Source organism: Noviherbaspirillum sp. (assembly GCF_035627455.1).
GTDB lineage: Bacteria > Pseudomonadota > Gammaproteobacteria > Burkholderiales > Burkholderiaceae_D > Noviherbaspirillum.
In genome coordinates this window covers 99,679-120,761 of sequence record NZ_DASPLS010000059.1, presented here as the reverse complement: position 1 = coordinate 120,761, position 21,083 = coordinate 99,679, and the positions used below count along the sequence as shown (strand labels likewise).

The 21,083-nt window shown below is 65.0% G+C and carries 17 protein-coding genes; 2 read left to right on the top strand and 15 right to left on the bottom strand.

Features of this window, described 5'->3' with window-relative positions; all coding sequences use genetic code 11:
- Positions 1-2: 2 nt before the first annotated feature.
- The 7 genes from ccoN to VEC01_RS10850 form a co-directional block, all read right to left on the bottom strand.
- Positions 3-1,430, bottom strand: a complete 1,428-nt coding sequence (ccoN, locus tag VEC01_RS10880; RefSeq protein ID WP_324900833.1) for a cytochrome-c oxidase, cbb3-type subunit I — start codon at positions 1,428-1,430, stop codon at positions 3-5.
- 144 nt (positions 1,431-1,574) lie between these two features.
- Positions 1,575-1,772, bottom strand: coding sequence for a cbb3-type cytochrome oxidase assembly protein CcoS (gene ccoS / locus VEC01_RS10875; RefSeq protein ID WP_324900832.1), 198 nt, complete (start codon positions 1,770-1,772; stop codon positions 1,575-1,577).
- Positions 1,773-1,785: 13 nt separating this feature from the next.
- Positions 1,786-4,275, bottom strand: a complete 2,490-nt coding sequence (locus VEC01_RS10870; protein WP_324900831.1) for a heavy metal translocating P-type ATPase — start codon at positions 4,273-4,275, stop codon at positions 1,786-1,788.
- Positions 4,275-5,054: a sulfite exporter TauE/SafE family protein gene (locus VEC01_RS10865; protein ID WP_324900830.1), complete on the bottom strand. Its 780-nt coding sequence runs from the start codon at positions 5,052-5,054 to the stop codon at positions 4,275-4,277. Before VEC01_RS10865 ends, VEC01_RS10870 begins: the two co-directional genes overlap by 1 nt.
- A gap of 201 nt (positions 5,055-5,255) precedes the next feature.
- Positions 5,256-6,686, bottom strand: a complete 1,431-nt coding sequence (gene hemN / locus VEC01_RS10860; RefSeq protein ID WP_324900829.1) for an oxygen-independent coproporphyrinogen III oxidase — start codon at positions 6,684-6,686, stop codon at positions 5,256-5,258.
- A gap of 153 nt (positions 6,687-6,839) precedes the next feature.
- On the bottom strand, positions 6,840-8,036 hold the full coding sequence (locus VEC01_RS10855; protein ID WP_324900828.1) for an NnrS family protein: 1,197 nt from the start codon (positions 8,034-8,036) through the stop codon (positions 6,840-6,842).
- 93 nt (positions 8,037-8,129) lie between these two features.
- Positions 8,130-10,811, bottom strand: a complete 2,682-nt coding sequence (locus tag VEC01_RS10850) for a bifunctional acetate--CoA ligase family protein/GNAT family N-acetyltransferase (RefSeq protein WP_324900827.1) — start codon at positions 10,809-10,811, stop codon at positions 8,130-8,132.
- A gap of 372 nt (positions 10,812-11,183) precedes the next feature.
- On the opposite strand from VEC01_RS10850, the gene VEC01_RS10845 reads away from it, so the two are divergent.
- Together VEC01_RS10845 and VEC01_RS10840 are read left to right on the top strand one after the other, a co-directional pair.
- Complete coding sequence (locus VEC01_RS10845) at positions 11,184-12,032, top strand: universal stress protein (protein ID WP_324900826.1); 849 nt, start codon at positions 11,184-11,186, stop codon at positions 12,030-12,032.
- Between the two features lie 198 nt (positions 12,033-12,230).
- Positions 12,231-12,494 carry a heavy-metal-associated domain-containing protein gene (locus VEC01_RS10840; protein WP_324900825.1) on the top strand — a complete coding sequence of 88 codons (264 nt, stop codon included), beginning with the start codon at positions 12,231-12,233 and terminating at the stop codon, positions 12,492-12,494.
- A gap of 106 nt (positions 12,495-12,600) precedes the next feature.
- Here the strand turns inward: VEC01_RS10840 and VEC01_RS10835 are convergent, their stop codons facing one another.
- The 8 genes from VEC01_RS10835 to narH all read right to left on the bottom strand — a co-directional run bounded on the left by VEC01_RS10835 (position 12,601) and on the right by narH (position 21,060).
- Entirely contained in the window at positions 12,601-13,278 is a 678-nt protein-coding gene (locus tag VEC01_RS10835; protein ID WP_324900824.1) for a response regulator, read from the bottom strand.
- 26 nt (positions 13,279-13,304) lie between these two features.
- Positions 13,305-15,248 carry a type IV pili methyl-accepting chemotaxis transducer N-terminal domain-containing protein gene (locus tag VEC01_RS10830; protein ID WP_324900823.1) on the bottom strand — a complete coding sequence of 648 codons (1,944 nt, stop codon included), beginning with the start codon at positions 15,246-15,248 and terminating at the stop codon, positions 13,305-13,307.
- Positions 15,249-15,354: 106 nt separating this feature from the next.
- Positions 15,355-16,014 (bottom strand): carbonic anhydrase, encoded by a 660-nt coding sequence (locus VEC01_RS10825; RefSeq protein WP_324900822.1) that lies wholly within the window; start codon positions 16,012-16,014, stop codon positions 15,355-15,357.
- Between the two features lie 10 nt (positions 16,015-16,024).
- The gene (moaA, locus tag VEC01_RS10820; protein WP_324900876.1) at positions 16,025-16,999 is read right to left on the bottom strand and encodes a GTP 3',8-cyclase MoaA; all 975 of its coding nucleotides are present in this window, start codon (positions 16,997-16,999) and stop codon (positions 16,025-16,027) included.
- 240 nt (positions 17,000-17,239) lie between these two features.
- Complete coding sequence (locus VEC01_RS10815; RefSeq protein WP_324900821.1) at positions 17,240-17,986, bottom strand: peptidylprolyl isomerase; 747 nt, start codon at positions 17,984-17,986, stop codon at positions 17,240-17,242.
- A 19-nt stretch (positions 17,987-18,005) separates the two neighbouring features.
- Complete coding sequence (gene narI, locus VEC01_RS10810; RefSeq protein WP_324900820.1) at positions 18,006-18,689, bottom strand: respiratory nitrate reductase subunit gamma; 684 nt, start codon at positions 18,687-18,689, stop codon at positions 18,006-18,008.
- Positions 18,690-18,738: 49 nt separating this feature from the next.
- Positions 18,739-19,407 (bottom strand): nitrate reductase molybdenum cofactor assembly chaperone, encoded by a 669-nt coding sequence (narJ, locus tag VEC01_RS10805; protein WP_324900819.1) that lies wholly within the window; start codon positions 19,405-19,407, stop codon positions 18,739-18,741.
- Between the two features lie 96 nt (positions 19,408-19,503).
- On the bottom strand, positions 19,504-21,060 hold the full coding sequence (gene narH / locus VEC01_RS10800; RefSeq protein WP_324900818.1) for a nitrate reductase subunit beta: 1,557 nt from the start codon (positions 21,058-21,060) through the stop codon (positions 19,504-19,506).
- Positions 21,061-21,083 lie beyond the last annotated feature (23 nt).

Here is a 21,083-nt window from a genome sequence, read left to right as displayed (position 1 = left end):
ATTCAGGCGTGGGTCGACGCGAGCGCCGGGATGCGTGCATCAGCCGGCTTGGCGCCGCGCACGGTCATCAACGTGTTGTAGGCCATCAGGACCATGCCGGTCAGGTACAGCAGGCCGCCCGCGAAGCGGATCACGTAGTACGGATAGGTCGCCTTGACGGATTCCACGAAGGTGTAGGTCAGGGTGCCGTCAGCGTTGACCGCGCGCCACATCAGGCCCTGCATCACGCCGGCGATCCACATTGCGGCGATGTACAGCACGATGCCGATGGTCGCCACCCAGAAGTGGACTTCGATCAGGCGGGTGCTGTGCATCTGCTGCTTGCCGAACAGGCGCGGCAGCAGGTAGTAGATCGAGCCCATCGAGATGAAGCCCACCCAGCCGAGCGCACCGGCGTGCACGTGGCCGACGGTCCAGTCGGTGTAGTGCGACAGCGCGTTGACGGTCTTGATCGACATCATCGGGCCTTCGAAGGTGGACATGCCGTAGAAGGACAGCGACACGATCAGGAACTTCAGGATCGGGTCGTTGCGCAGCTTGTTCCATGCGCCGGACAGGGTCATGATGCCGTTGATCATGCCGCCCCAGGACGGTGCCAGCAGGATCAGCGAGAACACCATGCCGAGCGACTGGGTCCAGTCAGGCAGCGCGGTGTAGTGCAGGTGGTGCGGACCCGCCCACATGTAGGTGAAGATCAGCGCCCAGAAGTGCACGATCGACAGGCGGTAGGAGTAAACCGGCTTTTCGGCCTGCTTCGGGATGAAGTAGTACATCATGCCGAGGAAGCCCGCGGTCAGGAAGAAGCCCACCGCGTTATGGCCGTACCACCACTGGATCATCGCGTCCTGCACGCCGGCATAGGCGGAATAGGACTTGGTCAGGGTGACCGGAATCTCGACGCTGTTGACCACGTGGAGCAGCGCGACGGCGAGGATGAAGCCGCCGAAGAACCAGTTCGCCACGTAGATGTGCGGCACCTTGCGCTTGACCAGGGTGCCGAAGAAGACCAGCGCGTACGAAACCCAGACCAGCGTGATCAGGATGTCGATCGGCCATTCCAGTTCCGCGTATTCCTTGCCGGAGGTATAACCGAGCGGCAGGGTGACGGCGGCGGCGACGATGATCAGCTGCCAGCCCCAGAAGGTGAAGGCGGCCAGACCGTCGGAGAACAGCCGTACCTGGCAGGTACGCTGGACGACGTAGTACGACGTCGCAAACAGCGCGCAACCGCCGAATGCGAAAATGACAGCGTTGGTGTGCAACGGACGCAAGCGGCCGTAGCTCAACCAGGCGATGTCGAAGTTGAGAGCGGGCCAGGCCAGCTGCGCGGCGATGAAAACGCCGACCAGCATGCCCACCACGCCCCACACTACAGTAGCGACCGCGAATTGCTTCACGACCTTGTAGTTGTAGTTCAGTGATGTATCCACGTACATTCTCCCAGGGTTAGAAACACGATGGGGGGCAGGTTACGAGTTCGCCCCCCGAAAAACTTTGACTTGAATCAAATTGATCCGAATCAAGGCAACCCTTCTGCAAAAAGGGGCATTCGGGCAAAAAAAATGCGGGGGAAATCAGGGCTTCCCTGCCTTGTCGGAAGCGTCCTTGTCGGAAGGAGTCTCGGTGCGCGGACGGTCGTCGTCCTGCAGGATGCGCATCGCCGGTCCAACCAGGTCATCGAACTGGCCGTTGTCGGAGGCGCGGAAGAACACCCAGATCGCGATGAACACGATCACGATGCTGAGCGGGATGAGGAGATAGAGTGCTTCCATGCTGTTCTTTTCTTTATACCGGCCGGCCTTCGAGAGCCGGCTGCGGTTGTGCTGCGGGGCGCGACTGCGGTACGCGGCGCAGCCGCAGCGCGTTGATCACCACGATGGCCGAGCTGGCCGACATGCCGATGCCGGACAGCCAGGGATTGAGCAATCCGAGCGCCGCGGCCGGAATCGCAATCACGTTGTAGAGAGTCGCCCAGGCCAGGTTCTGGCGCACCACCGCCATGGTCTGTTTCGCCGCCTGGTGCGCTTCGGCGACCGATGACAGGCGGCCGGACAGCAGCACCGTATCGGCATGGGTCTGCGCGAGCGCGGCGCCGCCGCCCATTGCGAAGGAAACATCGGCGGCGCGCAGCACCGCGGCGTCATTGATGCCGTCGCCCACCATCGCCACCACCGCCCCGCCCTGCTGCAGGCGCTGCACGAATTCCAGCTTCTGCTCGGGCAGGCGGCCGCCGTGCGCGGCGTCGATGCCGAGTTCGCGGCCGACGCGCTGCGCCACCCCCTCCTCGTCGCCACTGAGCAGGATCACCGTCTTGCCGTGCGCGCGGAAGTACTCGACCACCGCCGCCGCGTCCGGGCGCGGCTCGTCGGCGAGATCGAAACGGGACAGCCAGCCGTCCTCGGCGCCGAGGTAGACCGGCGTCAGCGTGGGCACGGCGGCGTCCGGCGCCGGACAGCCGGTGATGCCGGCCACGAAGGCGGCGGAACCGAGGCGGTAGCGCCGCCCGTCCACGATGCCTTCCACGCCCTGCCCGGCATGATTCACCACATCGCCCGCCTCCGGCAGTGGCGCCGCGGCGCGCGAGCTTGCGCCTTCCACGATCGCCTGCGCCAGCGGATGCGCGCTGGATGCCTCCAGCGCCGCGGCGATGCGCACGCACTGCAGCTCGTCCTGGCGCGCCAGTGCGGCGATCTGCCGCAGCGCCGGCCGGCCGAGGGTGAGCGTGCCGGTCTTGTCGAAAATGACATGCGTGGTACGGTGCAAGGTCTCCAGCACATGCGGCTGCACCGCCAGCACGCCTTGCCGCACCAGCCGGTCGGTTGCCGCCGCCAGCGCGCTCGGTGTCGCCAGCGACAGCGCGCACGGGCAGGACACCACCAGCACCGCGATCGCGATCGGCCAGGCGCGCGACGGGTCGACCCACTGCCACACGCCGAAAATCACGACCGCGAACAGCAGCAGCGCCGCCACGAACCAGGCGGCAACCTTGTCCGCCCACAGCGCGAGCTGGGGCTTGGCCTGCCCCGCGCGCTCGATCAGCTTGACCAGCGTCGACAGCGTGCTGTCGCGCGCCAGTTTGGTCACCCTGACAACGATCGCCTGCGACGCGTTCACCGCGCCGCCGGGCAGCATATCGCCTGGCTGCTTGCGCTGCGGCTTGCTTTCGCCGGTCAGCAGCGACAGGTCGATCGCGGTGCTGCCTTCCACGATCACGCAGTCGGCCGCGATCGCCTCGCCCGGCTTGACCAGCAACATGTCGCCGGCCTGCAGTTGCGCCGCCGGCACCGTCTCGGTGGTCCGGTCGGCGGGGAATCCCGGCATGCGCGCGGCCGCCGCCGGCAGGCCATGCTGCATCCGCTCGAGCGCCGACGCCGCCTTGCGCCGCGCCACCAGTTCCAGGTAGCGGCTGCACAGCAGCAGGAAGATGAACATCGTGACCGAATCGAAATAGACGTCGCCCTTGCCGCTGATGGTGGCCACCGTGCTGCCGATGAAGGCCGCGCCGATCCCCAGCGCCACCGGCACATCCATGCCGAGCGCGCGCGCCTTCAGGTTCGCCCAGGCGCCCTGGAAGAACGGCAGCGCCGAATAGCAGACCGCCGGCAGCGTCAGCAGCAGGCTGGCCCAGCGCATCATCGCTTCCATGTCGGCATCCATCGTGCCGTCGGTCGCCATATAGACCGGCACCGCATACATCATGACCTGCATCATCGACAGGCCGGCGATGAACACCTGCCGGAACAGTTTCTTGGCCGCACGCTGCAGCTGCTCGTCATGGCGCACCGCATCGAACGGATAAGCGGTATAGCCGACTTCGCGCACCGCTTTCAGGATATCGCTCGGCTTGCAGGCGTCCTTCTGCCAGCGCACATGCAGGCGCTCGGTCGCCACGTTCAGGTTCATTGCCTCGATGCCGGGCACGCGCGCCAGCCGGCGCTCGATCAGCCAGACGCAGGCGGCGCAGCGGATGCCGTCGACCGAGAACACTGCCTCGCACCGGCTGTCCTGGCCTTCCGCCTGCTCCGCGAACTGGCCGAGCACCTCGGGCGCGTCATACAGGCGCAGTTCGGCCGGGACCAGCGCTTCCTGGTCGGCGGTGGGGGAATAGCCGTCGCGCGTCTGGTAGTAATCCGACAAGCCGTTTTCCACGATGGTGCGCGCCACCGCTTCGCAGCCGGGGCAGCACATCTGCTGCGCCTCGCCGGCGATTTCGACCGACCAGGAGGAATCCGCCGGAACCGGCAGGCCGCAGTGAAAACAGGACAAGCCGGCCATCAGTGTCCTCCGGTGGAGGCGGCGGGAGTGATGCAGACCGCATCGAGCCAGCCGAGCGACAGGCCGCTGCCGGCGCGCGCCAGTCCAAGCAGGCCGAACGCGAGCACGACCGCGCCGCACGCAATGCGCACGCCGCGCCGGCGGGTCCACGCCTGCAGCTTCGTGCCGAGCATGCCCATGGTCAGCAGCACCGGCAGCGTGCCGGCGCCGAAGGCCAGCATGACGGCGGCGCCGGAAGTTGCCGATCCGCTCAGCATCGCGGTCAGCAGCACGCTGTACACCATGCCGCAGGGCACCCAGCCCCACAGCCCGCCGAGCGCAAACGCCTTGCCGGCGCTGTCGACCGGAAGCAGATGCCTGACCAGCGGCTGCACCCGGCGCCAGACAAGCTGGCCGGCCGCTTCCAGCCGCGCCAGGCCGCGCCAGGCATCCATCAGGAAGAGCCCGAGCGCCACCAGCATCAGGTTGGCAAGCACATAAGCGCCGATCTGCAGCGAGGACATGAAGGACAGCGTGCGCACGCCCTGCGCGACGCCGCCGGCGATCGCGCCGGCAATGGCATAACTGGAAAGACGGCCGGCGTTGTAGGCGACCACGCGCAGCGCGTCGTCGAGCGCGGCACCGGAAGCGAGCGCGCCCGAGGTGGTGACACGCACCGGGAAGGGACGCCGCGCGGACGCGACGGAAAAGGCGCTGACGATGCCGCCGCACATGCCGACGCAGTGCACGCCGCCCAGCAGGCCGATCATGAAAACAGAAAGAAGGTGTAAGTCGGTCACTCGATCAATTCGCAGTCGCCGCGCGCCCCCTTCCCTGTTCAAGGAGGAAGGCCGGGATGGGGGCGGCGCGTTTGAAAGACCGCGAAAGATAGCACAAACGCGCCAACCCCGTGTTCATCACATCCGGCACCAACCCGCAGGCACTGTCATGTTGCCGCTTTGGACAGCCTCGTCCTGGCCGGAAAGACGGGCCGTGCTGCGTCAGATCGTCTTCGAGTAACGCAGGCGTTCCAGTTTGACTTCCTGCTTGGTGTTCAGGTAACGGTCGAACACCATGCAGATGTTACGGATCAGAAGGCGGCCCTTCGGCGTCACCGTGATCCATTCGGAATCGATGGTCAGCAGGCCGTCGGCTTCGAGCGTGCGCAGCTTGTCGAGTTCCGCGGCGAAGTAGTTGGCGAAGGTGATCGGGTAGGCCAGCTCCAGCGACTTGATGGACAGTTCGAAATTACACATCAGCATCTGGATGATGATGCGGCGCAGGAGATCGTCGACGTTGAGCTTGATGCCGCGGCAGATCGGCAGTTCGCCCTGCTCGATGCGCTCGTAGTACGCTTCCAGCGTCTTTTCGTTCTGGCTGTAGGTGGAGCCCACCGAGCTGATCGCCGACACGCCCACCGACACCATCTCCGCTTCCGCATGGGTCGAATAGCCCTGGAAGTTGCGATGAAGGCGGCCCTGGCGCTGCGCGACGGCGAGATCGTCGGTCGGCTTGGCGAAGTGGTCCATGCCGATGTAGACATAGCCGGCGTCGGTCAGGCGCTTGATGCACAGCGACAGCATGTCGAGCTTGGTTTCGCCGCTCGGCAGTTCATCTTCGTTGATGCGGCGTTGCGGCTTGAACAAGGCCGGCATGTGCGCATAGTTGTAAATCGAGATACGGTCCGGGTTGGCCGCGATCACCTTGGTCAGGGTCTGGCCCATCGTGATGATGGTCTGCTTCGGCAGGCCGTAGATCAGGTCGATGCTGATCGAGCGGAAACCGGCGTCGCGCGCGGCCTGCATCACGCCGAGCGTGCATTCTTCCGGCTGGATGCGGTTGACCGCCTTCTGCACGTCCGGATCGAAGTCCTGCACGCCGAAGCTGATGCGGTTGAAGCCCTGCGCGCGCAGCGAATGCACGCGCTCCGGCGACACCGTGCGCGGATCGATCTCGATCGAGTACTCGCCGGCTTCGTCCGTAGCAAAACGGAACCACTTGCGCAGGAACGCCATCAGCTCGCCCATCTGCGCATCCGACAGGTAGGTCGGGGTGCCGCCGCCGAAGTGCAGCTGCTCGACCGTGTTCATGTCGGCAAACAGCTTGCCCTGGATCTCGATCTCGCGCTTCAGGTAGGTCAGGTATTCCTCGGCCTTGCTGCGGTTCTTGGTGATGATCTTGTTGCAGGCGCAGTAGTAGCAGAGCTTGTCGCAGAACGGGATGTGCACATAGAGCGACAAGGGATTGCGCGCGCCCATCGCGCGCACGCTGTTGACTGCTTGCAGGTAATCCCCCATTCCGAACTGGTCGGTGAACCTGTCGGCCGTCGGATACGACGTGTAACGCGGTCCCTGCTGGCTCATCTTGCGGATGAGCGGCGCATCGAACTGGACGTTGGAGATGACGGGTACTGCGTTGGCGGGGACTGCCATATTAATAAGCTCCTGCTGTCGCGCGCGCCAGGAATGGCGCGCTATCAGACTGGCTTGCAGTGTACGTTTCCGGACGAAAGCGCAGCCTTGATCTAAGTCAAATAGCCCGGAATTGCGTTACCCTGCGAAAAAATGTCAAGTGTTACGTTGCAATCAACCTTCGCGGCCATCGACGCGGGGCGCCATCAGGTAAGGCGCATAAACAGCAACGTACAGCAGGAATGCGGCGCTCCAGCAGGCGGCGGCGGCAAGCAGCATCGGCGTGCGCATCACGCCGGCGGCGGCAAGCAGGCGCGCCAGCACGCCGCACTGCACCAGCAGATACATCGCGAATTCGCTGCGCCCCGCCTTCAGCTGGCGGCCGGTATGCCCCAATGCGGTGCGCGTGATCATCCCGATGATCAGTCCCGCCATCGAGCCGATCGCCAGCGCATGGAAGGCGGACGTCGCCGCCACGACGTCGATCGCGGCCAGGCCCAGCAGGAAGAACCCGACCGGGATCCACGCGTAGGAAAGATGCAGGATCCACAGCATGGGATTGCGCACGGTGACATGGGATTTCCATCCTGCCAGCCGCATTGTCTGTGCGCATGCCGCGGCAATCGCGAGCGACGCGACGAAGGGCGCCGGCAGCTGCGCCAGCCACGCCAGCGCCGCCAGCGCGGTGAGGGTCAGGCTGATCTTGTCCTGGCGCGCGTCGGTGACCGGTTTCACGCCCGGCACCGCATTCGCGGTAAAGCCGGGAATCACGCGGCCGCCGATCACGGATTCGATCATCACGATGATCAGCACCGCCGCATGGATGGGCGTGACCGACGAGGCGGAGATCAGGCCGAGCACCGCCGCATGGAAGCATGCGTTGACCAGGGTCAGCAGGCCGAGCAGGCCGACCAGGAACATGTTGCGCTTGTTGCCGGTGCGTTGCAGCACGCGATAGATCGGCCAGGCCGCCAGCGGCAGGAACAGCAGGTCGACGATCGCGGCCAGCCACGCGGGCGCTGCCAGCATCGCGATGCGGCCCGCAAGCCAGAGTCCGGCCAGCGCCGCGAGATGGCCGCGGCGCGGCGTCCACAGGCCGGTCCAGTTGCGCCCGGCGGTAAACAGGAAACCGATGATCACCGCCAGCGCGAATCCGAAGGTCATCTCGTGCATGTGCCAGTTCAAATCGACATGCGTGAGGAAGGAAGCCATGCCGTAGTAGCGCGCAACCCATACCGGCACGCTGACCGCGGCGAAAGCGGCGGCAAGCAGGTAGAACGGCCGGAACCCGAGCCGGAACAGCGGATGATGGCTGAACGAAGTGTTGTTGTCGGCGGCTTGCTGCGGCTCGTCGATCCTGAGCAGGGTCATGGCGGCTCCTAAAGATTCATTTAAAAAGAATCTTATATTGCCGCCCCTCGAAAAGCAACCGAAAGCCGGTCCCGAGCCGGCTTTTTCCCGGCCTTACCTGTCCTGCAATGGCAACTTCAGCAACACCGTGTCGTTCTGCAGCGACCGATGCGTCGAGAAACCGAGCGGCCGCACCAGGCCGAGCAGCCCCTGGTTGTAGCTCAGGGTTTCGCCGACGATTTCCTGCGTGCCGCGCGCGCGGCAGTAGCGGATCAGCTTTTCCATCAGCAGGCGGCCCAGCCCCTTGCCCTTCAGGTCGGAACGCACGCTGATCGCGAATTCGGCCTGCGTGTTGTCGGGATCGAAAATCACGCGCGCCACTGCCAGCGTTTCCGGTCGGCGGTCGCCGAGCCGGCGCGTCGCGATGAACGCCATTTCCCGGTTGTAGTCGATCTGCGTCATGCGCGCCAGCTGGGCCGGCGACAGCGCGCGCATGTGCACGAACATGCGCAGGCGCACGTCTTCCGGCGTGAGCGCGCTGAAGAATTCGACATGCTGCGGCGCGTCCTCCGGTTTGATCGGCCGCAGCTGGATGCGCCCCTCCTTCCAGTCCACCCACTCTTCCAGCTCTTCCGGATACGGATGGATTGCCAGCCTGTCCACGCCCGCCTGCCTGGTCGCGACCACGCGCATGCGCGCATCGAGCGCGATGACGCCGCCGGCATCGGCCAGCAGCGGATTGATGTCGAGTTCGACGATCTCGGGAATGTCGATCACCAGGTGCGAGATCTGGATCAGGACATGGCAGATCGCATCGATGTCGGCCGCGTCGCAGTGGCGGTAGGCAGCCAGCAGTTTCGCCACCCGGGTGCGCGAGATCATGTCTTTCGCCAGCACCATGTTCAGCGGCGGCAGGCCGATCGCATGGTCCGCCGTGACCTCGACCGCGATGCCGCCCTGGCCGAACAGGATCACCGGGCCGAACACCGGGTCGGTGGCGACGCCGACGATCAGTTCCCGCGCCTCCGGCCGCCGCACCATGCTCTGCACCGAGAAGCCCTCCAGCCGCGCCCCCGGACGCATCTCCGCCAGGCGCTTGCCCATCGCATTGGCCGCCGCGCGCAGCGAATCGGCGTCTTCCAGGTCGAGCACCACCCCGCCGACATCCGACTTGTGCGTGATGTCGGGCGACAGGATCTTGAGCGCGACCGGGAAGCCGATGTCGGCCGCGAGCGCAACCGCCTCATCCACCGTCGCCGCGGACCGGGTGCGCACCACCGGCACGCCATAGGCGGCCAGCACCTGTTTCGCCTCCGGCTCGGACAGCGCGTCGCGCCCCTGCGCGAGCGCTTCCTGCACCAGCCGGCGCGCCCCTGCCCTGTCCTCCTGCACGTCATGCGATGACGCTGCCGGGACTTCCATCAGCAATTGCTGGTTGCGGTTGTACTGCACGATCTGCATGAAGCCGCGCACCGCTTCCTCGGGCGTGTCATAGGTCGGTATGCCGGCCTGCGCCGAGACGGCGCGCGCGCGCGCGGCCGCTTCGCCCCCGAGCCAGCAGGCCAGGACGTTGCGCGAGGATTGCCGCACCACGGGCGCGAGCGCCGCCGCGATGTCGGCGCTGTCGACCATCGCTGTCGGCGCATGAATCAGGAGCGTCGCGTCGACCTCCTTTTCCTGCATCAGCACGTCCATCGCGGCAAGATAGCGCTCGATCGGCGCGTCGCCGAGGATGTCGACCGGATTGCCGCGCGACCAGGTTGGCGGCAGCACCCGGTTGAGCCGCTCCATCGCTTCCGGCGACAGGCTGGCCAGCCGGCCCTGCTTGCCGATCAGGTGGTCAGTCGCCAGCACGCCCGGACCGCCGCCGTTGGTCACGATCGCCAGGCGGTCGCCGCGCAGCGGACGTGCGCGCGCCAGCGTTTCCACCGCGTCAAACAGGTCGAGCGTGGTGTAGACCCGCAGCATGCCGGCGCGTCGGATGGCGGCGTCGTAGACGTCGTCGGAACCGGCCAGCGCGCCGGTATGCGACGCCGCCGCCGTCGCCCCTTCCGGAGCCCGCCCCGCCTTGATCACGAGGGTCGGCTTGCTGCGCGACGCCGAGCGCGCGGCCGACATGAACTTGCGCGCATCCCTGATCGTTTCCACATAGAGCAGGATCGCGTGGGTGTCGGCGTCGGTGGCGAGGTAATCGAGCATGTCGCCGAAATCGACGTCAGCGCCGTCGCCGAGCGACACGAACTTGGAGAAGCCGATGCCGCGCGCCTTCGCCCAGTCGAGCACCCCGGCCATCATCGCGCCCGACTGCGACACGAAGGCGATCCTGCCGGGCAAGGCGCCGGTGTGCGCGTAGCTCGCGTTCAGTCCGAGCGACGGCACCAGCATGCCCACGCAGTTCGGGCCGAGGATGCGCAGCAGGTGCGGCCGGGCGGCCTTGAGCATCAGGTCCTTCATGCTGCGACCGCGCAGGTCGCGCACCACGTTCAGCCCGGCGCTGAGCACGATCGCCGCCCTGGTGCCGCGCTTGCCGAGGTCGGCGATGATCCCCGGCACCGTTTCCGCCGGGGTGCAGACGATCGCCAGATCGGGCGCCTCGGGCAGCGCTGCCACGCTTGCATAGACCTTCAGGTCCGACAGCGTGCCGTACTTCGGATTGACCGGCAGGATGCCGCCGGCGAAGCCGCCCTCGAGCAGGTTGCGCAGCACGGTTGCGCCGATGCTGTTCGGCTTGCCCGACGCGCCGACGACGGCAATGGACTGGGGCTCGAAGAGATGCTTGAGGTTCCTGACGGTCATGGTCGCTTCCTGGAAGGGCCTTTTTCCTCGCGCGGGCGGCGCGGCGCGGCGGCGCATGCGTGAATCGGCATGGATCGGGAGAGACAGTGCGGGGTGTACGGCGGCGCGCCGGACGCCGGCTGCCGGGTGAGACGCGGCGACAAAAACCACATTTTCATGTATCCGGCGATGTTACGAACGAGCGTCCGGGAAATTTTTGATCTGAGTCAAAAAGCGCCGAACTATTGTTTGAGGCGTTCGCATTTTTCTGGACTGCATTGCAGCCAGGCCCTACGCTAATACGGCATTGTTGAATGAGAGCGTCGCCGCCGGTTGCCGCAGGAGTGCGCGGCGGTGGGAACGTAGTCAATCAAAAAAAAGAGGAAGGATTACATGTCGTACAAAACCGTACTCGTCCATGTGGACAAAGACAAGCATGCAGGAGAACGCATCAAGCTCGCGGCACAGATCGCCATCAACGAAGACGCTCACCTGATCGGCGCCGCTCCCTCCGGCGTATCGCGCTTCATTTACCAGTCTCGCTTCATCTATGAAGGCGGCGGCATGGCGACCCACCTCGACAGCCATCTCGAGGAACTGCGCAAGCAGGCCAAGGATGCGCTCGCCGGTTTCGAAAACACGGTTCAAAGGCTTGGCGTGAGCTCCTTCGAAGCGCGCCAGCTTGACGACGAAGCCGGCGGCGGCATCAGCCTGCAGGCACGCTACAGCGACCTGGTGGTGATCGGCCAGACCGATCCGGACGAGCCTTCCAGCACCACCTTGCCCGACTTCCCGGAATTCGTGGTGATGAACTCCGGCCGCCCGGTGCTGATCGTTCCCTATGTCGGCAACTACAACGCCAACGCCAGGCGCGTGCTGATCGCCTGGGATGCGAGCACCAGCGCCACGCGCGCGGTGACGTCCGCGATCCCGATCCTCAAGCGCGCCGACAACGTCGACGTCGTGGTGTTCAACGCCGATGACCGCGGCGACGCGCACGGCGAGCAGCCGGGCGCCGACATCGGCCTCTACCTGGCCCGCCACGGCGTGAAGGTCAACGTGGTGCGCCAGCGGACCGACATCGACGTCGGCAACGCGCTGCTGTCGATCGCGACCGACCTCGGCTCGGACATGCTCGTCATGGGCGGCTATGGCCACTCCCGCTTCCGCGAGATCCTGCTCGGCGGCGTGACCCGCACCGTACTGCAGTCGATGACCGTCCCCATCCTGATGTCGCACTGATATCGCTTGACGCGCGGGCCGTATGGTCCGCGCAACACCTCCCGCAAAACCGGGCCGCTGAATCCGGAAAATTTGATCTCGATCATTTATTCGGCGCGCCGGCTTCCATTAGGATCACCCCAGCATCGCAACCCGCCACGGCCGCGGGAAGCCGCAACTCAGCCTCGTATTATCAAATCGTCAAGCAAAGGAAAGACCATGCAAACCGAAGTCCTGAACGTTACCGGGATGACCACGGAAGACTGCTCCGAAACAGTGATGCGCACGATCAAGGCGATCGACGGCGTCACCAACGTCAGCGTCTCCTTCCCGCAGAACCGGGCCATCGTTCAGTTCGATGAAGACCAGACCGCTCCCCAGGAAATGGCGGCCGCGCTGGCCAAGGCGGGATTCGGCGTGAAGAAGGTCAGCTTCGACGAGCCGCAGTCCTGCGGCGGCTGCTGCGGCAAGTGCGGCGGGTGATGTCCTGTTGCGACTGAACGTTTATTGTGTTCAGTCGGGATGAAATGAAAGGGCCGGGATTCCGGCCCTTTTCATTCTTACGGTGAGCCTTAGTGCAGGATCGCCCCTACCCCCGCTTCTCCCCCGCCGCCATCCCGTGCCCGACCGCGAACACCGCCGCCTGCACGCGGCTGGACAGGTTGAGCTTCTTGAGGATGTTCTGCACGTGGATCTTCACCGTGCTCTCGGCCACGTCCAGGGTGCGCGCGATATGCTTGTTGCTTTCGCCGCGCGCCAGGCAGGCAAGGATTTCCCGCTCGCGCGGCGTCAGCTTGTCGAGATCCGACTGCGGCTCCGGCTTCGGCGTGCCGCCCTGCAGGTGGGCCACCAGCTTGGTGGTCATCGCTTCGGCCAGCACCGGCTCGCCGGCGGCGGCGCGGCGGATCGCCCGCACCAGATAGTCGGCATCGATGTTCTTGATCAGGTAGCCGCGCGCGCCGGCCTGCAGCGCCGCGGTCAGGTCATCCGCCTCTTCCGATACCGTCAGCAGGATCACCGCGGTGTCGGGGCAATCCTGCAGCAGCAGCTGCAAGGTCTCCAGGCCGGACATGCCGGGCATGTTCAGGTCCAGCAGCACCACATCGGGGCGCAGCTGCTTGGCGCGCTTGATGCCATCGATGCCGTCGGCAGCCTCGCCGACCACCACGAAATCGGAATTGCGCTGCAGCAGTGAGCGGATGCCGCTGCGGAACAGCGTATGGTCATCGACCAGCAGCACGCTGATCGGCTTGGCGGGTGCGTTCATGTTCTTGGTTCCCGGTTCATGTTTGCTCAGGCGGCGCGCCGCTGTTCCTGCGGCAGATGCAAGGACACGGTCGTCCCCCTGCCGGCCGCGGACACCACATCGAGCGAGGCCTGGATGCGCTGTGCGCGCTCGCGCATGATGTTGATGCCGACGTGGCCATCCCCCTTCTTCAGCAGCGTTTCCGCTTCGAAGCCGACGCCGTCGTCGCATATCGTGAGCAGGAAATCCGCGCTGTCGTGCAGGCGGATCTCGACGTGGCCGGCCATCGCATGCTTGCGGATGTTGGACATCGCTTCCTGCACGATGAACAGTACCTGCAGCTGCTGCTCGCGCGAGAACGGCGGCCCGCTGCCTTCGGCAACGAATTCTACCGCGAGCCCCGTCTGGCGGCGGAACTTTTCGACCGCCGCGGAGAGCGAGCCGACCAGGTCGTCCTCCGCCAGCCGGCTGCGGAAATTCAGCAGCAGCTCGCGCACGTCCTCGTAGCTCTCCTGCACCCCGGAACGCAGCGCCGGCACGATTTCCGCGACCTCATCCAGGCGGCCGCCGCGCAGCGACTCGTCGAGCATCTGCAGCTGGATGTTCATGAAGGTCAGTCCCTGCGCGATACTGTCGTGCAGCCCTTGCGCCACCAGGTTGCGCTCTTCGGAAATCGCCATCTCGCGCTCGCGGCTGGCCAGGCGCACGTTCTCGATGGCGGTGCCGAGCATCTGGCCGAGCGTCTCCAGCAAGGCCTGCTCGCGCTCGCTGAACGACCTCGCCTGGCGGAAGTGCAGGTTGATGAAGCCGATCTGCTCCTCGTACGCGAAGATCTGGAACACCGACACCGTGGCAAAGCCCTCGCGCCGGCATTGCAGTTCCTGGCCGGAATGCGGCAGGCGCAGGTCATGCACGATGGCCACGCGCTTCTCGACCGCTTCGCCGCACAGGCACTGGCCGACCTTCATGCATTGCTCCGCCTTCACCAGCTCGGCGGAAATCCCGTTGTGCACGACCATGTGCATGTTGCCGTTGCGGTCGTCGACCACCCGCACCGAACCGCCGTCGGCGCCGAAGTACAGCCGGATGCGCTGCAGGAAGCCTCCGCACATCGCCTCGACCGTCTGCTGCCTCTGCAGGAACTCGGCGCTGTCGTAGAGCAGCGCCAGTTCGCGGTTCTGGTCTTCCAGCGCCGCGGTCTTCGCCTTCACCCTTTCCTCGAGGCTGTTGTACAGTTCCTCCAGCCGGTCGGCCATGCGGTTGAAGCCGCGCGTGAGCTGCCCGAACTCGTCGTTGCTCTCGACCGGCAGGCGGGCGCCGAAATCCTTTTCCGTCATGCGCTGCATGCCCACCCGCAGCCGCTCGACCGGTTCCACGATCAGCAGGAACATCAGGTAGATGATCGCGACCGTGCCGGAGAGCGCCAGCGCGACCAGCGCCATCTGCGACGCGCGCAGCCAGAAAGTGCGCATCTCGCTGTCCCGCTCGATCGCCTTCACCAGCGCATCGACCTCATGCACGAAGCTCTCGACTTCCGACTGGAAGCTTTTCCATGCCGCCTCTTTCTTCGGCCCGCTGCCGTTGAGCACGTCGTTGGCCAGCGACTGAATCGACCTGTTCCAGCGTCCGTTCACGCTGCGGAACCGCTCCTGGATGCGCGAGGTCGGCGGCAGCGCCAGCGGCCGCTGCGGGTCGCCGCGCTGCAGGCTCAGGAAGGTGTCGTTGATGGTTTTCAGTTCCTCCAGCACCGCCACCCGTGCGGCGTGCGGCACCGGTTCGGCCATGGCGCGGCCGAGCAGCACCGTCAACCGGTAATTGCGCATGCGAAGGCTGCCGGTTTCATTGATCGCCGCCGAGCTGCCCTCAAGTTGCCAGGAAAGCATCAGCGTCGTACCGATCGCCAGCAGCGCGAGGCAGAGGAAACCCAGCAGCACGCCGACGATTTTCGTCGACAGGCGTTGCCAGGTGGGCAGCAGGGTTTCAAGGGACATGGTCGGGCGTGCGCACGCGCGCGGCAGGATTGCACAATGTCAAGAGTATAGCGGCCCGTGCGGGAATGCCATATACCAGATCAAACGGAATGGACGGCGCGCGCATTCAGGCGGCCGCCGGCTGCCCCTCCTGCAGCGAGCTCACCAGCGGCAGGAATTCCTGCTTGCGCGGCGAATACGCGAGCAGTGCGCCGGTCGTGATGTCGAAATACCAGCCATGCAGGATCAGCCTGCCCTCTTCGACCCGCTGCTTGATCCATGGATAGGTCATCAGGTTGTCCAGCGAATGCAGGATGCTGCCCAGTTCGCACGCCTTGTGCTGCTTGGGATCGTCCTTGTGCGGCAGTTCGCGCAGCACCCGTTCGCGCACCGGCTCGGCAATGCGCATCCAGCGTTCGACGAAATTGGTTTCGGCGGCGATCCGGCGCGGGGACATCAGCGCCCGAATGCCGCCGCAGCGCGCATGCCCGAGCACGATGATGCGCGCCACTTCCAGTCCGCATACCGCGAATTCGATGGCCGAGGTGACGCCGGGCGGCGCGTCGGGCGTGCATGGCGGCACCAGGTTGGCGATATTCCGCACCACGAAGAGTTCCCCCGGGTCGCTGCCGGTCAGGAGCGCCGGGTCGACCCGCGAATCGCAGCAACCGATCACCAGCGTGCCCGGATGCTGCCCCTCGCGCAGGCTTTCGAAACGGGACGGCTCTGCCAGGTACTGCTGCTGGAAGCGGCTGAACCCCCGGATGAATTTTTCGATATCTTGCATAGCTTGCACCTCACCCTCCGGTCTGCGCCATGAACCGGACAATTTTTGCCGGCTGCTCGCGGAACTCGTGCTTCTGCGGCTTGAGTTCGATCGCCTGGCGAATCGCCGCTTCCAGTTCGGCATCGCTGGCGCCGTCACGCAGCAGCGGCCGGAATTCGAACTTTTCTTCCTGCCCGAGGCAGAGATAAAGCGTGCCGTCCACCGCGAGGCGCACGCGGTTGCAGGTCGCGCAGAAATGCTGCGACATCGGCGTGATGAAACCGACGCTGGCCTTGCCGTCGGCCGTCGCCAGATAGCGCGCCGGGCCGCCGCCGAGTTCGGCCGCCTGCGGCTGCAAGCCATATTTGCGCGCCAGGCGGGCCTGGATCGGCCCGAGTTCGAGGAAAGCGGCGTCGCGCCCGGTGGCGCCCATCGGCATCGCCTCGATCAGGCGCAGGATGAAGCCATGCTCGATGCAGAACTCCACCATCGCGTCGATTTCGCCGTCGTTGATGCCGCGCATCGCGACCATGTTGATCTTGATCGGATCGAAGCCCGCGGCCTTGCCGGCCATGATGCCGTCGAGGATCTTGTCGAGGCTGTCGCGGCCGGTGATCTTTTCCATGCATCCGCGGTCAAGCGAATCGAGACTGACGTTGATGCGCGACACGCCGGCGGCTTTCAGCGCATCGGCATGGCGGTCCAGCCGGGTGGCATTGGTGGACAGCGACAGGTCGCGGATGCCGGGCAGCCGCGCGATCCGTCCCGCCAGCTCCGGCAGGTTGCGGCGCAGCAGCGGCTCGCCGCCGGTCATGCGCACGCGCGAGGTGCCCAGGCGGGCAAACACCGACAGCAGCCGCTCGATCTCGTCAAAGGTCAGCCAGTGCTTCGGCTCCTCGAACCCCTTGAAGCCTTTCGGGATGCAGTAGGTGCAACGGAGATCGCAACGGTCGGTCACCGACAAGCGCAGATAATCGATGGATCGGCCAAAGCGGTCGCTTAACATCATCACTCCCGATGGATTTTTGATGATTTCATTGTATCGGGGGGGATGGCGCTTGGCAGTTGGCATGAGGAGCTAACGGGCATAGTTCTTTAGAACTAATGACCCGTCCGCCAACAGGGAAACCAGGGCGGCCCGGCCAGCGCCGCATCTTGTTGCCGTGCCCGCCGGCAGGCCCGGAAAGGCACACGGCGGGTGCCCTCGTGGGCCACCCGCCGTGCGTGTCTCCTCGCTGCAAGTGAATTACTGCACCAGCGGAGTCTGCGCGCCTTCCAGCGTGACGCCCTGGATGTCAGCCCGGCCGACCAGGATCTGCAGGTACTGGTGCAAGGCGCGGTGCCAGGTCTGGCGCGTCAGGGTTTCGCCGATCTGCGCCTTGACCGCGTCGAACGGCAGCAGCCGGCCGTCGATGCGCTTCATCACCTGCACGATGTGCAGGCCGAAGCGCGTCTCCAGCAGCCGGCCGGCCAGTTCGCCTTCGCCAAGGCGGAACAGCACCCGCTCGAACTCCGGCACCGTCTGGCCGCGCATCAGCTGGCCGAGGCTGCCGCCGACGGCGCCCGACGGGCAGTTGGAGTAGGTTTTCGCCAGTTCCGCGAAGCGCTCCGGGTGGATCTTCAGCGTCTCCAGGATCGATTCCGCGGTGGTGCGCAGGAAATCCAGCGACACCGTGGGCGTGACCTGGAACAGGATGTGCCGCGCCTCCACCATTTCGCCGTGCGTAAACTGCTCCGGGTGGTTCCGGTAATAGGTTTCGCAGGCAGCCTCGTCGGCTTGCGGCACCTTCACTTCCTGCGCGAACAGCGCTTCGATGCGCTCGTCGTCGTCCTGGCCGGTGATGCCCAGGCGATCCGCCTCCTGCAGCAGCACCGTGCGCAGCACCAGCTCGTGCACCGTTTCCTTCAGGGGGTTTCCCGCCTTCTGGTGATGCACGATCTCCTGCTCGATCGCGGCGTCGTCGATCTCGAACCCGTTGACGGAAATACCCATGACAGTTCTCCTGTAGGAATTAACGCGGACGCACCAGCTGGTAGGCGCGGCCCAGGTAGCCTACCGACGCGAAGCCGCTCCACACGTGCACCAGGCGGGTGAACGGGAAGATCACGAACAGCGACATGCCCATGAACAGGTGCAGCTTGAACAGCGGCGGCACCTCGGCCAGGAACTGCGCCGCATCGCCGCGGAAGGTGACGATGTGCTGCGCCCAGGACATGAACAGCGTCATCATGTGGCCGTCGGTGTGCGAGGCGGACAGGAAGATGGTCGACAGGCCGAGCAGCAGCGTGACCAGGATCCACAGGATCACGATCTTGTCCTTGAAGGTGGTGACGGCGCGCAGGCGGTCGTTCGAGAAACGACGCACCAGCAGGGTCAGCAGGCCGATCAGGCACAGCGAACCCATCACGCCGCCGGCGGCCATCGCGAAGATCTGCTTGGCGCCATGCGACACGCCCAGCGTATCCCACACCCAGACCGGGGTGAGCAAGCCGACCGCATGGCCGAAGAACAGGCCGATGATGCCGATGTGGAACAGGATGTTGCCGAAGCGCAGCGCACCGCGGTGCAGCATCTGGCTGGACTCCGACTTCCAGGTGTACTGCTCGCGGTCGAAGCGGATCAGGCTTCCGAGCAGAAAGATCGCCAGGGCGATGTACGGGAAGATCCCGAAAACGAATTGATGCAGGTAGTTCATGTGTTTATCTCCTTGTTGTTCGCTTGCCGTCGCATTACTCAGCCGTTGGTCAGCCCGCGGCTGCCGCTGCCGCGCGCTTCCTCGGAACGAAATTGACCGGCTGCACGCCGTTCGAGCCGCAAGACAGCCCCTTGTTGAGCAGCGGTTCGACGCCGTCGGCGCCGGGACCGTAGGTTTCAAGCAGTTCATCCATGTCGCGGATCGGCGGCTCGGTCAGCTCCTCGGCGGCAACCGGCGAGAGCGCTTCGATCACGTCGAAGACGACCGCGTACGGGCTGTCGTTGGCCTTGAGCTTGCGGCCCACATGCGCCAGCACGTGCACCGCGTCCGACAGCAGCCGGCCGGCTTCCGCCTCGTCGAGCTGGGACAGGAATTCGAGGAACAGCGGAACGTAGTCCGGCAGTTCGTCGGATTGCATCTCCAGGCCGTGACGCTTGTATTCCTCCATCAGGTCGACCATCGCCTGGCCGCGGTCGCGCGACTCGCCATGGATATGCTCGAACAGATGCAGCGAATGGGAGGGATTGCGGTCGAAGGTCGCCACATACTTCTCCTCGATCGCGAACTGATCCTCGCTCGCGAGGTAGTCGAACAGCGGCCGCAGCGTCGCCTTGACCTGCGGCTGGTTGTCCAACGCCGACTCCAGCTCGCCCAGGCCGGCTTTCAGCTCGGGTGTCGGGTAGCTTAGCAATATGGACAGGACTTGAAAGTGTTGCATGGCATTTCCTTATTCAACGCGTGCACGAAGGCACCGGGCCGCGACGGAAAGACGGGATGGGACCGATTGGGGTAAGCCCCACCCCGCCATGGACGCTTACGCGCCTTCCGTCTCTTTCTTCTTCCTCGACTTCGGCATGTCGACGAAGATCACCGAACCCTGCTTCTTCTTGCCGAACAGCGAAGCGTCGCTCACACCGTCCGAGCAGCCGTTGCCGAAGCTGAAGCCGCAGGAGCCCTTTTCGTTGAAGCTGTCTTCCACCATTTCCTTGTGGCTGGACGGGATCACGAAGCGGTCTTCATAGTTGGCGATCGCCATGATGTGGTACATGTCTTCCACTTCCGCCTGCGACAGGCCGACCTGCTTGAGCACGTCGAGGTTCTCGACACGGTCGACTTCCTTGCCGCGCATGTAGGCGCGCATCGCGAGCATGCGGTCGAGCGCATGCACCACCGGCGCTTCCTTGCCTGCGGTGAGCAGGTTGGCCAGATACTTGACCGGAATGCGCAGGCTCTTGGTGTCCGGGATGATGCCGTTCATGCCCATCTTGCCGGACTCCGCGGCGGCCTGGATCGGCGACAGCGGCGGGATGTACCAGACCATCGGCAGCGTGCGGTATTCCGGATGCAGCGGGAACGCGACCTTCCATTCCATCGCCATCTTGTACACCGGCGACTTCTTCGCCGATTCCAGCCAGGATTCCGGGATGCCCTGCTTGCGTGCTTCCTCGATCACCTTCGGATCGTTCGGGTCGAGGAACAGCTTGAGCTGCGCTTCGTACAGATCCTGCTCGTCGGCGACCGATGCCGCCGCTTCGATCTGGTCGGCGTCGTACAGCATCACGCCGAGATAGCGGATGCGGCCCACGCAGGTTTCCGAGCACACGGTCGGCTGGCCCGCTTCGATGCGCGGGAAGCAGAACGTGCACTTCTCCGCCTTGCCGGAAGACCAGTTGTAATAGATCTTCTTGTACGGGCAGCCGGAGATGCACATGCGCCAGCCGCGGCACTTGTCCTGGTCGACCAGCACGATGCCGTCGTCTTCACGCTTGTACACCGAGCCGGACGGGCAGGACGCGACGCAGGCCGGGTTCAGGCAGTGCTCGCACAGGCGCGGCAGGTACATCAGGAAGGTGTTCTCGAACGTGCCGTAGATTTCCTTCTGCACGCCGTCGAACAGCTTGTCCTTGCTGCGCTTGGCGAACTCGCCGCCGAGGTCGTCTTCCCAGTTCGGGCCCCATTCGATCTTGTCCATCTTCTGGCCGGTGATCACCGAGACCGGACGCGCGGTCGGCGGGGTCTCCGACAGTGGCGCGTTCTGCAGGCGCTCGTAGTCGTAGGTGAACGGCTCGTAGTAGTCGTCGATCGCGGGCAGGTTCGGGTTGGCGAAGATGTTGGCCAGGATCTTCAGGCGGCTGCCCTGGCGCGGCTCGATCTTGCCGTCCGGGTTGCGCTTCCATCCGCCGTTCCACTTGTCCTGGTTCTCCCACTCCTTCGGGTAACCGACGCCGGGCTTGGATTCCACGTTGTTGAACCACGCGTATTCCACACCGTCACGGCTGGTCCAGACGTTCTTGCAGGTGACTGAACAGGTATGGCAACCGATACACTTGTCCAGGTTCAGCACCATGCCAATTTGTGCTCTGATTTTCATGTTTGCTCCAGAATGGTGACTGT